General features: G+C 50.8%; 9 protein-coding genes and 1 pseudogene. 1 reads left to right on the plus strand and 9 read right to left on the minus strand.

The annotated features are described in order from the left end of the window. Window positions 1–84: 84 nt before the first annotated feature. The 4 genes from NSB28_RS09630 to NSB28_RS09645 form a co-directional block, all read right to left on the minus strand. On the minus strand, window positions 85–1497 hold the full coding sequence (locus NSB28_RS09630; protein ID WP_109625020.1) for a relaxase/mobilization nuclease domain-containing protein: 1413 nt from the start codon (window positions 1495–1497) through the stop codon (window positions 85–87). Between the two features lie 55 nt (window positions 1498–1552). Further along, window positions 1553–1762, minus strand: coding sequence for a hypothetical protein (locus NSB28_RS09635; protein WP_109625021.1), 210 nt, complete (start codon window positions 1760–1762; stop codon window positions 1553–1555). A gap of 1 nt (window position 1763) precedes the next feature. After that, window positions 1764–2783, minus strand: coding sequence for a PDDEXK nuclease domain-containing protein (locus NSB28_RS09640; protein ID WP_081678928.1), 1020 nt, complete (start codon window positions 2781–2783; stop codon window positions 1764–1766). A gap of 175 nt (window positions 2784–2958) precedes the next feature. Beyond that, entirely contained in the window at window positions 2959–3552 is a 594-nt protein-coding gene (locus tag NSB28_RS09645) for a type IV toxin-antitoxin system AbiEi family antitoxin domain-containing protein (RefSeq protein WP_426759753.1), read from the minus strand. A gap of 467 nt (window positions 3553–4019) precedes the next feature. Between NSB28_RS09645 and NSB28_RS24825 the strand changes: the two are divergent. Next, window positions 4020–4124 (plus strand): annotated as a pseudogene (locus NSB28_RS24825) (Fic family protein); the annotation flags it as partial. 70 nt (window positions 4125–4194) lie between these two features. Here the strand turns inward: NSB28_RS24825 and NSB28_RS09650 are convergent. The 5 genes from NSB28_RS09650 to NSB28_RS09670 form a co-directional block, all read right to left on the minus strand. Next, on the minus strand, window positions 4195–4497 hold the full coding sequence (locus NSB28_RS09650) for a CD1845 family protein (RefSeq protein WP_109625023.1): 303 nt from the start codon (window positions 4495–4497) through the stop codon (window positions 4195–4197). Beyond that, entirely contained in the window at window positions 4494–4796 is a 303-nt protein-coding gene (locus NSB28_RS09655) for a hypothetical protein (protein WP_008982510.1), read from the minus strand. Before NSB28_RS09655 ends, NSB28_RS09650 begins: the two co-directional genes overlap by 4 nt. A gap of 152 nt (window positions 4797–4948) precedes the next feature. Beyond that, on the minus strand, window positions 4949–5287 hold the full coding sequence (locus NSB28_RS09660; protein ID WP_008982512.1) for a plasmid mobilization protein: 339 nt from the start codon (window positions 5285–5287) through the stop codon (window positions 4949–4951). 2 nt (window positions 5288–5289) lie between these two features. Next, entirely contained in the window at window positions 5290–6096 is an 807-nt protein-coding gene (locus NSB28_RS09665; protein ID WP_109625025.1) for a DUF3848 domain-containing protein, read from the minus strand. Between the two features lies 1 nt (window position 6097). Next, the gene (locus NSB28_RS09670; RefSeq protein WP_330665367.1) at window positions 6098–12976 is read right to left on the minus strand and encodes an SNF2-related protein; all 6879 of its coding nucleotides are present in this window, start codon (window positions 12974–12976) and stop codon (window positions 6098–6100) included. Between the last annotated feature and the right edge of the window lie 704 nt (window positions 12977–13680).

A 13680-nucleotide genomic window follows, 5' to 3' on the forward strand; every position in this document is an offset into this window, starting at 1 on the left:
GAGGGCAGCGCCCCCAAGCCCCTTTGAACACAGAATTTCATTCTGTGGCTGCGCGTTCTGCGAACGCTTTTGACCAGGACCAGCTTACCGCTGGCCGTGGTCTTTTTCTTTTTCAACATCCTGTTCTACCTCCATTTTCAGGACCCGATCCACATTGGCCTTTGCCGTTAAAAGCTCCCGCATTTCTTCACGGGAACGCCGGTACTCGGCATAAGTCTTTTTCTTTTCTTCCAACAATTTCGCGTACTCTGTCTGCAACTCTTTGACCTTGGGCAGCTTCTTGACGCCCATCTCATCAAAGGCATCCTTAGCAGCCTGGTGGAGCAGAATTTCTTCCTCATGTTCCTCCCGGAATTTCTTAGAGTAGCCCGCCTTGCGGTATGCCACATAGACCTCACGGGTCTTGGCATAATTTACGATGTGAGTACGCAGAACAGCAATCTCTGCCATGCGCTTTTCAGCCGCTTTGATCTGCGCCGAAAGCTCATTGTGATGTGCCGTGGCAGCCGCAGCCTTTTCTTCTAAAATCGCATACTCCAGCAGATTGTTCTCTGACAGGTAATTCATGGTCTGCGCCATTTGCTTCAGATTGAAAACTTTGGCCCAACGCGCATAGCCAGCACCTTTTCCTGCCTGCAATTTTGCCTGAATGTCCACCAGCAGATTGACCTTCGGCGGCTCTGCCTGTGTGACTGTTTTCTTTCGTGGGGTATGCGCTTTCTTCCCGGAGAGAACCGCCTGCAAATCATCTAATCCATATCCTTCGCCCAGACTGTCCATGCGGGCGGCTTTCTCCCAACCAGGGAGCTTCAAGCGATACGATTTCCCGCGCTTTGATACTTCACAGCCGGACTCTTGCAGCAGCTTCAACAGTTCCTCAAAATTAGCAGGACTTTGTGATAATGCGTTGTCAATCGCCACACGAAGCAGCTCTCGGTGGGATGGCTTTGCCTGATCGCCCAGCCATTTGTTATAGCTCTTTCCATGAGGGTTCGGATTCTCTACAATGGACAGTCCATTCTCAATGCAGATGGTATCACTTAACCGGCGAACCGCCTTAGTGCTGCCCCAAAAGTTTCGGAATTTCCGGTCATATTCTAAGCTGACCGATGACCAGATAATGTGATTATGAATGTGCGACTTATCTATGTGGGTGCAGACCACAAAGGCATGATTGCCCTTGGTAAATCGCTTGGCAAATTCTACGCCCAGCCGGTTAGCTTCTTCTGGGGTAATCTCGCCGGGGCGGAAGGACTGGCGCACATGATAGGCAATCACATCATCCGCGCCGCGCACTCGTCCTGTGGCGGCAATGTACTGCCGCTTTGCCAGAAGAAACTCTGCATCAGCAGTCCGGCTGTCACACGCATAGCCAGTAATGAGCCTGCCGTTATCTGTTTTCTTTGGATTGGCCACATAGTCGATGATGTCACTAATCGCCCGACTTTCTGTGCGGCCCTTGCCGACATGAAGCGGCATGATTCTTGTGGTTGCCATAGGTCAGACCTCCTTCCCGAAAAGAAAACGGCCTGCCGTAGCAGACCGTCTTGTGTTAATTATCTGTTTTGTATCTTATGACAGGAATCTGTTTTACTTTTTTGCCGATCGTTTGCCTTTCCAGGGCAAAGACCATGTTTGGTGTTCTTTCAAAAAAGCCTTCATCCTTTTTCCAACTCATACCGCATTTACAATGCTGCAAACCAATAAACTGCTGTTTCATTTTCCTACCACAATTCGGACAGATTTTGTTGTTAGCACCCATATCATTCTTCCAGCTTATAAAAATCGTCCAAATTTAATTCATGCTTCAATTCTTCTTCTGTCGGCAGATAAGTAAAATATTTTGATGCAAATATCTGGTGATTATCTTCCGGCAGCGTGTACTTTACAATGGAGTCGCCTTTGTCTGCACAAAGGACAATACCGATAGGCTGTGAATCTCCCTCATTCATCATTTCACGAGTATAATAGTTCACATACATCTGCATTTGTCCCAGATCTTGATGGGTCAGTTTTCCCATCTTCAAATCAATCAGAACAAAGCATTTCAAAATGTAATTGTAAAATACTAAGTCGATGAAAAAATCCTGTCCATCCAGCGTAAACCGCTTTTGCCGTGCTACAAAAGAAAATCCTCGTCCCAGTTCCAGAAGAAAATGCTGAAGGTGGTCAATCAATGCCTGTTCCAGTTCACCCTCATATACATGGGTATCTGGCTGAATCTGCAAAAATTCCATCACATAAGGATCTTTGATTATTTTTTCATATTCAGGTTTCGGTTCTGTTGTTTGAATTTCTTTTGAAACAGCTGCTTTGTCTTGGCTTGCTAAAATTCTCTGATAGTACATCGTGTTGATCTGCCGTTCTAACTGCCGGACGCTCCACGCAGACTTTACACATTCCTCCATATAAAAGGTTCGTGCCTGCTCATCTGGTACACGCATCAGAAGGCGGTAATGTGACCAACTTAATTCGCTCCACAGTGTGGAGCGATTTGGAAAGGTGCAATAAAATTGCCTCATATTACGCAGTCCTTGTACGCTAAATCCCTTCCCAAATTCTGCTGTTAGCTGTTCAGATAAATATTGAAGCAGCTTCTTTCCATATTCTGCTCTGTCATTTTCTCCGCACGCTTTATAAATCTGTTCCCCAATCTCCCAATAAGTTATTACCATTGTGGAGTTCACCGCAGCACTTAACCTATGCTGTGCTGATACAATAGACTGGCGAATGGAATGATAGGTCTGTTCTGCATTTTGATTTATTTGCAAATTGTTATCCATTTTGTACTCTCCTTACTGTGGATGCTATTAAAATATTATACCACGGAATCAATAAAAACTCTCAAATCAATATTTATGGATTGATTTTTGCATTTTTTCTGCAAAATCTTCAATTAAAATCTCTTTCGGTTCTTTTTCTGAGTGACAATGACTTCAATCTGTCTTTCTATTTTTATCATAAAAGCACCTCCAAATACTGCCGTAAAATCTTTTCCACCTTAAACATCCCAGCATATTGCATTAAAGCTCGCAGGTTCTTATCTTTTCTACGAGCATACGCTTTCAATGCCCCCTGAAAGGTTTGAATTTCAATTCTACTTCGGCTTCTGAGCAAATCACAGATCGTTCGCTCCATATCATAAACCGGTACGGTATGCCCAAAAGGTGTCTGGCCGCTGGACACCCCAACATCAAATAACTCTGGCTTAATGGTGTAAACAGATAGCCCTTCTGCTTTTAAGCGAGTGGTACTGTACCCCCTGCGCACTGTGATGGCGTATGGAGAGGGTTCTCGGTCTGTTAAGTCATGAAAAAATAATGCTGATTCATGGGAAAATACTGCTTGACCACACCGCAGATGCAAAAGAAACATCGCATCAATCCATGTATCCTCGGAGACATAAATACCATGGGCAACCTGTTCTAATTTTCGCTCTTTAATATATTCATAAAAAATAGGTTTTACAATTCCTCTGGCAACCGCCTGAGAAGTTTGTAGCATCCCGTCCTGCTCTGCCAGAAGACCATCTAGCTGTGCAAACCGTTCCAATTTTGTCATGCCATCACTTCCTTTCGTGCTACTATCATACATGAATGTGGCACAAAAGTAAATATACAAAAGAGAACATCTTTTTTGAAAAAATTAAACACTATTATATTAGAGTTCATCCATACACACTATCCTTTTTGAAAGATGTGAACTACAACTTAGTGGGTGACATCCACCAAGTTACCCACCAAGATTCTGCACCTTCAGCAGTATTTGAACAGATTTTGACTTTCTGCACAAAACACAAGTCAAAGAAAGAGCTTATAGCATTTTGCAGCTTCAAAGATCTAAGAAATTTTACGCTGAAGTATAAATGTGAATTACTATCTTAGTCAGAAAAACTTAGTCAGCAACCAAGATTGTGACCAAGTTAGTGAGCAAGATAAACCACAGGACATCCTACACGCAGTCTTGGATTTTTGTATAACAGAAAAAAGCAAACAAGAAATTTGCTCACTTATTTTACAAGAAAATATTTGAATCCTCTACTGGCAAGCGGCCAGCTTAAAATGACTATTCCAGATAAGCCAAACAGTCGAAAACAAAAATATATTACCGTCCATACCAAGTAAAATAAGAAGCAGGGCATTGGGTCTCATATCCCATTGTCCTGCTTCTTTTTCATTCCAGATTATATTCACATCATTTACCCATACACCTATCTTGGATCGCAAATTTCAAACTCTGTACCTTGCCCAGCAGCCAGATCGCAGCCAGCGGCAGCCCCATCGGGCTAATCAAAAATGCCATGACCAGCAGAATCACACCGTTCTGCGGAGAATAGGTAAGCAGCACAGCCACGCCAAGCAGAGCAATCACAGTGCTGAACAGACCAAGCACCAGACCAGATATGTAGATCAGCCCCGTGCAGAGCCAGACAAAAAGCGTCAGCACCAAAATAACCGGTGCGGTTACGATCATCAGCAGGCATTTCAAAATCTTCATTCCAGTTCCTCCTTCCAACGCTCCAGATACCGTTTGCACAGGGCATCCGCTTCTCTCTCATCATCTTCCGTCACTTCCCGTTTGCCTTTGGTCAGTTCAATCTCCAGATAAGTCCGGTAATCATCAGCTAAGAGGTCGAACAGTTCCTTGGGAGTATGGCACACCTCGCCGGTGCAATAGTGAAAGTTCTGGTCAAATTCAACCCTTACACATCCGTGACGGCTGATATAAACTTCGATGGTCTCGTCTGCGGCCAGGTAGTCCGCAAAAATCTCCAACACTTTTTCAAAGGTCAGCATCTGTTTTCCACTCCTTTGCTACGCTTCTTATTCTACTCATATTATCCGGTACAGACAGGCAAAAGACAAGGATACCGGCAAAAAGAAAAAGCGGAGGGAGGTGCGGCGAAGAAACGCCGTTCCTCCCTCCGCAAATGGAGCATCTATCCCTGTTATGAAAGTTTAGAAAGCTGGGTAAGGATTTCCTTCACACCCTCCCACAGTTGTTCCTGCCGCTGGGATATATCCTCCAAGTCAGCATCATAAACCCGCCCTGTCTCATGCACTTTTCGGGTCAGCTGATTCAAGTTGTTGCTGCTTCGGCGCATCAGGGATACCAGCTCCTTCAGTTCTGGCAGATCCAGCTTGACCACATACCCATCCAGCGCCATTTTCCGCAGATAGGCACTCAAATTCTCTGTTCCGTATTGCTGCATCTTTTGATGAATCAGCTCCAGTTCCTCTGCGGATACCCAAAACAGAACCGGAACATCCCGCTTTCGCTTTGCCATGGTTATCGCTCCGGCTCCCGTTTCTTCGGGGCGGCCGGCTTATGGGCAGACAACTCCTGCCTGAGCTTTTGCAGGACGGAGCCTTTTTCTTTCTCCTGGATAGTTTTTCGAGCCTGTCTTGTAAACAGATCCACCAGTCCCGGATTGACCCGATCCACTACCAGATCGGCACATTGCTGGGAAGTAGCACTATCCTCCGGCATTGGAATGGTCTTTGCCCATGCTTTGTTGTCACGAGAAATCCGCCCATCTGCATCCTTATGCTGAATCGTATTGGCGAGAATAAAGTTCATCCGCTCTACTCCAAATTCCTCCAAAATCTCTTGCACCGCGGAAGCAGTATCCAGCCTGCTATCCCTATAATGGGCACTGATTGCCTGCTCAATGGCAACTTTGCAAGAAAAATTTGCCTGGTCAGAAAGCCAGTATGCGTCTGTTTCTCCATGCTTGGACGCGTATGCGGCAGAATGAAGATAAACCAACAACGGATTGAGTTCCTCCGGCTCCCTGCATACCTCATTGGCCCGACTTTCAATGCTGTCCCTGATCACATCCATATAGCCGGTCTCCAGCTTGTCAAAATAGCGGTACACATCTTCTAGCGGCGAAGGAGATTCCAGAAGGGCCTGTGCCTGAGCATCGGTCAGCACCAGTTCCTCCATCGCCATCACAATGTCCTCGCGGATGGTGTACTCATAGGCATGGTTTAAGACTTCTTCCGGGGGCTGGCTTTTCAGCCAGTCCCGGAACTTGTCCTGTTCGGCAGCCATCTTTTCATAAAGGGCTGTATTCAGATCGTTGGTATTCATGTTATCGCACCTCCTCATGCTGTTTTGGTTTCTTGTCTGTACTGCGGGGCAGCACCGGGCGTTTCAGGCTGTCCAGCACCGAAGGCCGTGTGCTTTTGGCAACAACAGCTTCAGCGTGTGCCGGTCCCTTTCCGTCGATGTTGAGCAGGGTATCCAGCTCTACCAGACGGGCGTTTTTGCTTCTCAGTTCTTCTTCATAAAGGAATGGCTTTCCGACTTCCTCCTTTGCGGCAGCCTGCTGCTGACAGAGGTTATCCAGCTGTGCCTTTGCTGCCTCCAGACGCTGCGGCATCTGGGCGAGGGCATTGTCGATACGGGTAAGATTTCCGCGGGGGTCTGTACCAAGGGTTGCCCTGTGGGTCATCTGCCCTTTTAGCAGGAGCGTATATTCCTGTTTCCATGCGGAAAATTCCACGGACATGGCATAACCCCGATAGCTGCCGATCTGCACCGGATCAGAGGTTTTGACCTCCTTGCAGGCATCCAAAAGGGCTGCACCGGCGTTCTCCTTATCGGTCAGCAGGTCTCCACGGATCTCCATACCGGAAAAGCCGTCCTCCGGGTGCGGGTGAGCCGCCAAAACCTCTAGGTCAGATTCAAAGCCCTTGATAAAGCCCTTGTGCTTTTCAATCTCCTCCGGAAAGTATTTGAGCAGTTGGTCCTCCAGACGATACTGCTTGCTCTGGTGGTCGGCTTTCATCAGCTTCAGGCGGGATACCTCCACATCCAAATCCATACGCTCTTTGATACGGGGGTCTCCGGCACACAGAGCCTTGATCTCGGCAAAGGAAAGCGCTGTTTCATCCACATCTTCGCAGGAGCGCACCGGCGATTTAGAAGTCATGATCTGGGAAATGAATTTCTGCTTATTCTCCACCGTCTGCCAGAGGTATGCGTCAAAGGTTCCTTCGGTCACATAGCGGTACACATGGACAAGGGGATTCTGGTTGCCTTGGCGCTCGATACGGCCCTTGCGCTGGGCGAGGTCTCCGGGTCTCCACGGACAATCCAGATCATGAAGTGCCACCAGACGGTCCTGCACATTGGTGCCTGCGCCCATCTTGGCAGTGCTGCCCATAAGTACACGCACCTGACCGGTACGAACTTTGGAGAACAGCTCCTTTTTCCGCACTTCGGTATTGGCTTCATGGATAAAAGCGATCTGGTCGGCAGGCATCCCCTGGACAATGAGTTTCTGACGAATATCGTCATATACCGTAAATGCCGGTTCCTGCTCCGGCAGAGGCACAGCGCCTTCCAATGCGTGAAGCAGTGGATTATCCAGTGTTTTCGCCGCCTTGCTTGCAGGAGCTTTTGCCTGTGGTGTAGAAATGTCGCAAAACACCAGCTGGGTCAGCTTGTCAGCTTCGCCATCCCGCCAGATCTGCATGATGTTCTCTACGCATTGATTGACCTTTGTGCCGGGTTCGTCCGGCAGCATCTGGTTGACGATCCTCTGGTCCAGCCCCAGCTTGCGGCCATCCGAGGTAATCTTGAGCATATTGTCTTGAGACGGATCAACGGTTCCGCTGTGTACCAGCGATGCGCGCTCCGAAAGGGCCTTGACCATTTCCTGCTGATGTTCGGTAGGCTGCGCCACGATGTTGTGGTATTCCACCTCCGGGGTAGGCAGATTCAGCTGGTCGGCAGTCTTAATGTCAGCCACTTCTTTGAACAGGTTCATCAGCTCTGGGAGGTTGAAGAACTTACTGAATCTCGTTCTTGCCCGGTAGCCGGTGCCTTCCGGTGCCAGCTCCAATGCTGTGACGGTCTCCCCAAATCGGGAAGCCCAGCAGTCGAAGTGGGTCATGTTCAGTTCTTGCAGGCGTTCATACTGAAGGTAACGCTGCATGGTGTAAAGCTCGGTCATGGAGTTGCTGACCGGGGTGCCGGTGGCAAAAATCACGCCACGGTTTCCGGTGATCTCATCCATATAGCGGCACTTGGCAAACATATCGGAGGATTTCTGCGCGTCCGATGTGGAAAGACCAGCCACATTCCGCATTTTTGTGTATAGAAACAGGTTTTTATAGTTGTGGGCCTCGTCCACGAACAATCGGTCTACACCCAGCTGCTCGAAGGTTACCACATCGTCTTTTCGCCCCTCTGCTTGCAGCTTTTCCAGTCTGGCTTCCAGAGACTTTCTGGTACGCTCCAGCTGCTTGACGGTAAAACGCTCACCGCCGCTGGCCTGCACCTCTGCGATCCCCTCGGTGATCTCGTCGATCTGCTCATAGAGAAGCCTTTCCTGACGCTCCCGGCTGATGGGGATACGCTCAAACTGGCTGTGTCCCATGATGATGGCGTCGTAGTCCCCGGTAGCGATACGGGCGCAGAACTTTTTTCGGTTATGGGTTTCAAAGTCCTTTTTGGTGGTGACTAAGATGTTGGCAGAAGGATAGAGACGCAGAAACTCCGACGCCCACTGCTCGGTCAGGTGGTTTGGAACCACAAAAAGGGATTTCTGGCACAAACCCAGGCGTTTGGCTTCCATAGCAGCGGCCACCATCTCAAAGGTTTTGCCCGCGCCTACTTCGTGTGCCAGCAGAGTATTACCGCCATACAGCACATGGGCGATGGCGCTTTTCTGGTGTTCCCGCAGGGTAATGGCCGGGTTCATGCCGCCAAAAGTGATATGGCTGCCATCATACTCACGGGGACGGGTAGAGTTCATTTCTTCGTTGTACTGGCGCACCAAAGTCTGGCGGCGCTCCGGGTCTCTCCAGATCCAGTCCCTAAAGGCTTCCCTGATAGCTTGCTGTTTTTGAGCAGCCAGGGTGGTCTCCTTGGCGTTCAGCACGCGGCGCTCTTTTCCGTCTGCGTCCTCTATGGTGTCATAGATACGGACATCCCGCAGGTTTAAGGAATCCTCCAGAATCTTGTAGGCGTTGGCGCGGCTGGTCCCGTAGGTGGTGTAGGCTGCCACATCATTGTAAGATACGGAAGATTTCCCCTTGATCTGCCATTCAGCGGTAAAGGACGAATAGTTGACCTCGATACTGCGCTGGAGATAAAACGGAGTGTTGAAGGTCTCATACATAAACTGTTGGATATATTCCTTGTCGATCCAGGTAGCACCCAAACGCACCTCGATCTCCGACGCATCCAGGTCCTTGGGCTGGGCGGCGGTAAGAGCTTCCACATTGACTGCATAAACCGGGTCCTGCTGTGCCGCCCGCTGCGCCTGACGCAGTTTGCGGCGTACATTGCCGGAAAGGTATTCATCGGCGGTCACATAATGGGGCGATCCGTCCTGCTCCAGCTGTCCCGGTACACGGAAGATCACGCCTTGCAGTTCTCCGGCCAGTTCTTCTTTTGTTTTTCCGGTAAGCTGGCTCATATAGCCCATATCCACGCAGGCTTTTTCCGAGATGGACACCGCCAGCGCTTCACTTGCCGTATCCACCACAGCCACCGCCTGATGGGGCTTGATGGTCCGTTTGGTGAACATATCCGCCTTGCGCTCCAGCTTTCCGTCCTCGTCGATGACTTCCAGCGCACAGAGCAGGTAATAGGAAGAATCGTCTGCATATGCCAGACGGTTTGCACGGTCATTGATGAGACCGTATTTGGCAGAAAAGCTGTCATAGAGGCTGTTCAGTTCCGCCTGCTTCTCCCGAATGGTGCTGTCCGGAACCGCTGCATCCATCTGAAGGTCGATCAGTTCCTGCACACAATCACGCAGTCCCACAAGACCTTTCACGCGGGCTTCTGCGGTGGCGTTGAGGTCAGGGCGCACCATACGGCTGTTTTCCCGGTAGTACACCTGCCCGTCTACAATGGCATAGGAATAGTTCTTCACATTGGGGTCGGCAGGAATGGAGGTGTCAATAGCTTCGCCTTCGCCCAGCTCCGGCAGCTCTGCCTCCTGATAAGTGCCATGAATATACTTCACCGCATCATGCAGCTGGTCGGAAAGCTCCAGTCCCTCGATAGGGTTCACGGTGTAGTCCATACCATGAGCGGTGCTTACCGGCTCCTGTCTGCCCAGCACCATTTCCGGGTGGTCGATAAAATACCGGTTGATGGCAAACCCGTCCTCCGTCTGTCCGGTCTGGGTCCATTCCGGCACAATGTCCAGCGGGCGATCCCGCTTTTGGAGGAAGATGATGTCCGATACCACCTCGGCACCGGCATTCTTTTTGAACGCGTCATTAGGCAGACGGATAGCTCCCAGCAGCTCGGCACGCTGGGCAAGATAGCGGCGCACGGTAGAATCCTTGGCGTCCATGGTATAGCGGGAAGTCACAAAAGCCACCACACCGCCGGGACGCACCTGGTCCAGTGCTTTGGCGAAAAAGTAGTTGTGAATACTAAAGTTCAGCTTGTTGTAGGCTTTGTCGTTGACCTGATACTGACCGAAAGGTACATTGCCGATGGCAAGGTCAAAGAAGTCACGCCTGTCGGTGGTCTCAAAGCCGCCTACTGTGATGTCCGCCTTGGGATAGAGCTGCTTTGCGATGTGCCCGGAAACCGGGTCCAGCTCCACGCCGTACAGACGGCTGTTTCGCATTTCCTCCGGCAGCATACCGAAGAAATTGCCCACACCCATAGATGGCTCCAGAATATTTCCGGTCTCAAATCCCATACGGCCCACCGCTTCATAGATGGCCTGAATGACCGTAGGGCTGGTGTAATGGGCGTTGAGGGTGGAGCTTCTGGCGGCGACATATTCCTCCGGGGTCAGCAGCTCTTTCAGCTGGGCATACTCGGAAGCCCATGCCGGTTTCTCCGGGTCAAAGGCATCAGAAAGACCGCCCCAGCCCACATAGCGGGATAGGACTTCCTGTTGTTCCGGGCTTGCCTGCTGTCCGGCAGCTTCCAACTCTTTCAGCAAACGAATGGCATTGATATTTGCCTGGAACTTGGCTTTCGGACCGCCTTCGCCCAAATGCTCATCGGTAATACGGAAGTTTTGTGCATTGCGGCGCAGGTTGGCCTTGTATTCCTCATAGGAGGCTTCCTCGGCAGCTTTGGCATTGGGGAAGGTCTGCCACTGGCCATTGACCTGAATGGAAACCGGGTGTTCGTCCAGCACTTCCTCAAAGGTTTTCTCCGGCTCAGTCACAGGGGCTGGCGGCACCGGCTCCTCGATATGCAGCCGTTCCACCACCACATCATAAGGCAGATTGTTCTTGTCTCCCGGATAGACGGCCACGGTCTCGGAGTGGAAGACCGGGAATTTGACAGACGGTTGGGGCTGTTCCTGTCCAAAGCCATCCAGCTGACGGGCATACATCCCGCGCAGCAAAGGCGCAACTTCATCCCAACGGAAATACAGCACAGCCAGACGCTTTTCCTCTGCGTCCAGGACTTCCAGCTCCATGCCCTGTGCCGTGGTACGGTAATCGGCAATATCGCCGGTCTCCAGATTCAGGGTCTCGATCTCACCGGAATAGGCTCTGCTCAGCCAGTAGGCAATCTCACTGTTGCTCCTGCCGGATTGCAGCAGCGTGGAAACCTGTTTTTTATCTGCTTCATCCATCAGTCCATGGGACAATACATCCCGCAAGTCCTGATCTGCCTTGTCCGGGTCAATGGGAAGAAACTCGGTATAGTAAGCATTGCGGCGGTCTGCCCGAAGCAACTGCTCGAACTGTTCTTTACGCTCTGCCCGGTAGATGGGATATACCATACCGGCGGGCAGAAGCTGTACGGTGTCCTCCCGCAGCTCGGTGATCTGATAGGCGTCATCCTCGATATACACGGTATCGCCCACGGCATAAACCGGGGCGGCAGGGTCATAGGAAGTCCTTTGCGGAATTGGACTGCGAACGGCATCATATTCCTCATCGGAAATGGAAATCGCGGAAGTCTGCTCTGCCTCGGCAGCTGCGATCTGCTCTGCATCTGACATCACCTGTTGGATAAATGGGTCATTGTCCAGTTTTTCCGGGTCTGCCACCTGTCCGTTGACGATGCCCCTTTCCTCCAGGGCTTCCCGGATGGCGATGGGGTCGATGTTGTCAAAACGGTCCTGTTCTTCTTCGGTATAGAACCGGTCCTCCTGAATGAGCTGGGCGATCCGGCGCTGTACCTTCGTCCAGGGCAGCTGCGTTTCTTCCGGGCTTCCGGCACGGACAACGAACAGGCTGTTACTGCTGCCGTATTCCTGAGCCAACCATGCAGCGGTATCTTTTTCCCTTGCATGGTCTTTCATATAGCGGACGACGGCGTGTTTACTCTCAATATTGCCGTTCCATGCACAAAGGGCAGTATTAATATCTTCCTGAGAAAGAGGGCGCAGAAGCTCATGGAGCTTTGGATAGGTCTCGTCGATCACTTCCCGGTGCAGACGCTGGCGGAACTCCGGTATATCAGAATAAAGGCGGATCAGCTCCATATCCTTAGAACCAAGGACCGCACGGCGCACAGCGGCATTGCCCTCGATGACAGCATTTTCACGGTCAGAATGACCGCAGGCATTGCGGTATGCGGCATCCTCGGAAATGGCGGCAGTCACCACAGGCTTATACTGCTCAAACTGCTCCCGAAGGGTAGGCTTTGGCGTTTCTTCCTCCACCTCCGGCTGCTGGGCTTGGATGGCATCTTCTTCTGCCAGTTCCTTTTCAGTCTGGATCTTGTCATACTGCGCCTGTTCCTGTTCAGTAAGATAGCGGCCTTTCTGGACAAGAGAGGTAATGCGCTTGGCAACCTTTTCCCAGTTCAAGTGAACATCCGGGCAGTCCTGCTTTTTATAGTGCAGTCCTTTCCCGTCGTGATCTTCGCCGCTGTGTGTTGCGCCGGACAGGGCATGAGAGCGACCACCAATGCCATACTCGTCTTTGAGGAATCTCACTTTTTCCTTGTCCGTATGGTTTTCCATGAAGAACGCATAGATGCGGCCTTTTCCTCCGGCAAAACTGCTGCCGCCGGTCATGGCAGCGTCGATCTCATCCTCGGTAATGAAGTGCTGGACGGTTGGCACTTGGGAAAGGTCTGAAGAAAAAGTCCTGCGGGGCAGGTCAAGGTCCTTCAGGTTCTCCCAGATCTCCCTTGGTTTATGATAGTGGAAGCGCAGCAGGTCACGATCCTGCTGATAAGCGGTCCAGAAAGCGGCGTATTCTTCCTTGAGGGTCTGACGGAAGGCTGGGTCACTCAGCTGCTCCGTCAGGCGGCGGGTCTCCTCCGGGAACCCATTGCCCTTGATCTCTGACAGGCAGGACAAATATTCGGCTTCTCTGGCATCCTCGCTGAGATCGTGATATAAGTTCCAGAACTTTGTGGCAAGGAGGGAGCGTTCATAGCCTGCCGCTTCTGCAAGCTCCACATTGGAGGCAAACTGGCCGCTCTCCAAAAGTTCCCCGATACGCTCTGCGGCGCTCTCCCAGGAAATGACCTGGGCAGACCGGTCATAACGGACAGACTTCCCGTGGGAAAGATGGATACCGTCCTCGGCGTACCATGCGCTCACGCTGCCAAGACCATTGCCGCCGTGGTACAGCGTTTTCAGTATCTCGACAATCTCAGCGGTGGTTTTCTGCTTTTCAAAGGCTGCAACCACACGCTCCCTCTGGCGGTCTGTATTGCCGCCCAAACGCAGCACATGGTCGATGTCATTTTGGGCAAAAGAAAAAGCAGAGG

It is taken from the genome of Murimonas intestini, from assembly GCF_024622195.1.
Taxonomy (GTDB): domain Bacteria; phylum Bacillota; class Clostridia; order Lachnospirales; family Lachnospiraceae; genus Murimonas; species Murimonas intestini.

What these genes read in the sequence shown, in the direction of transcription:
- NSB28_RS09630 (WP_109625020.1), bottom strand. Translation starts at nt 1,497, where the DNA reads ATGGCAACCACAAGAATCATGCCGCTTCATGTCGGCAAGGGCCGCACA.
- NSB28_RS09635 (WP_109625021.1), bottom strand. Translation starts at nt 1,762, where the DNA reads ATGGGTGCTAACAACAAAATCTGTCCGAATTGTGGTAGGAAAATGAAA.
- NSB28_RS09640 (WP_081678928.1), bottom strand. Translation starts at nt 2,783, where the DNA reads ATGGATAACAATTTGCAAATAAATCAAAATGCAGAACAGACCTATCAT.
- NSB28_RS09650 (WP_109625023.1), bottom strand. Translation starts at nt 4,497, where the DNA reads ATGAAGATTTTGAAATGCCTGCTGATGATCGTAACCGCACCGGTTATT.
- NSB28_RS09655 (WP_008982510.1), bottom strand. Translation starts at nt 4,796, where the DNA reads ATGCTGACCTTTGAAAAAGTGTTGGAGATTTTTGCGGACTACCTGGCC.
- NSB28_RS09660 (WP_008982512.1), bottom strand. Translation starts at nt 5,287, where the DNA reads ATGGCAAAGCGAAAGCGGGATGTTCCGGTTCTGTTTTGGGTATCCGCA.
- NSB28_RS09665 (WP_109625025.1), bottom strand. Translation starts at nt 6,096, where the DNA reads ATGAATACCAACGATCTGAATACAGCCCTTTATGAAAAGATGGCTGCC.
- NSB28_RS09670 (WP_330665367.1), bottom strand. Translation starts at nt 12,976, where the DNA reads ATGACCGGCGGCAGCAGTTTTGCCGGAGGAAAAGGCCGCATCTATGCG.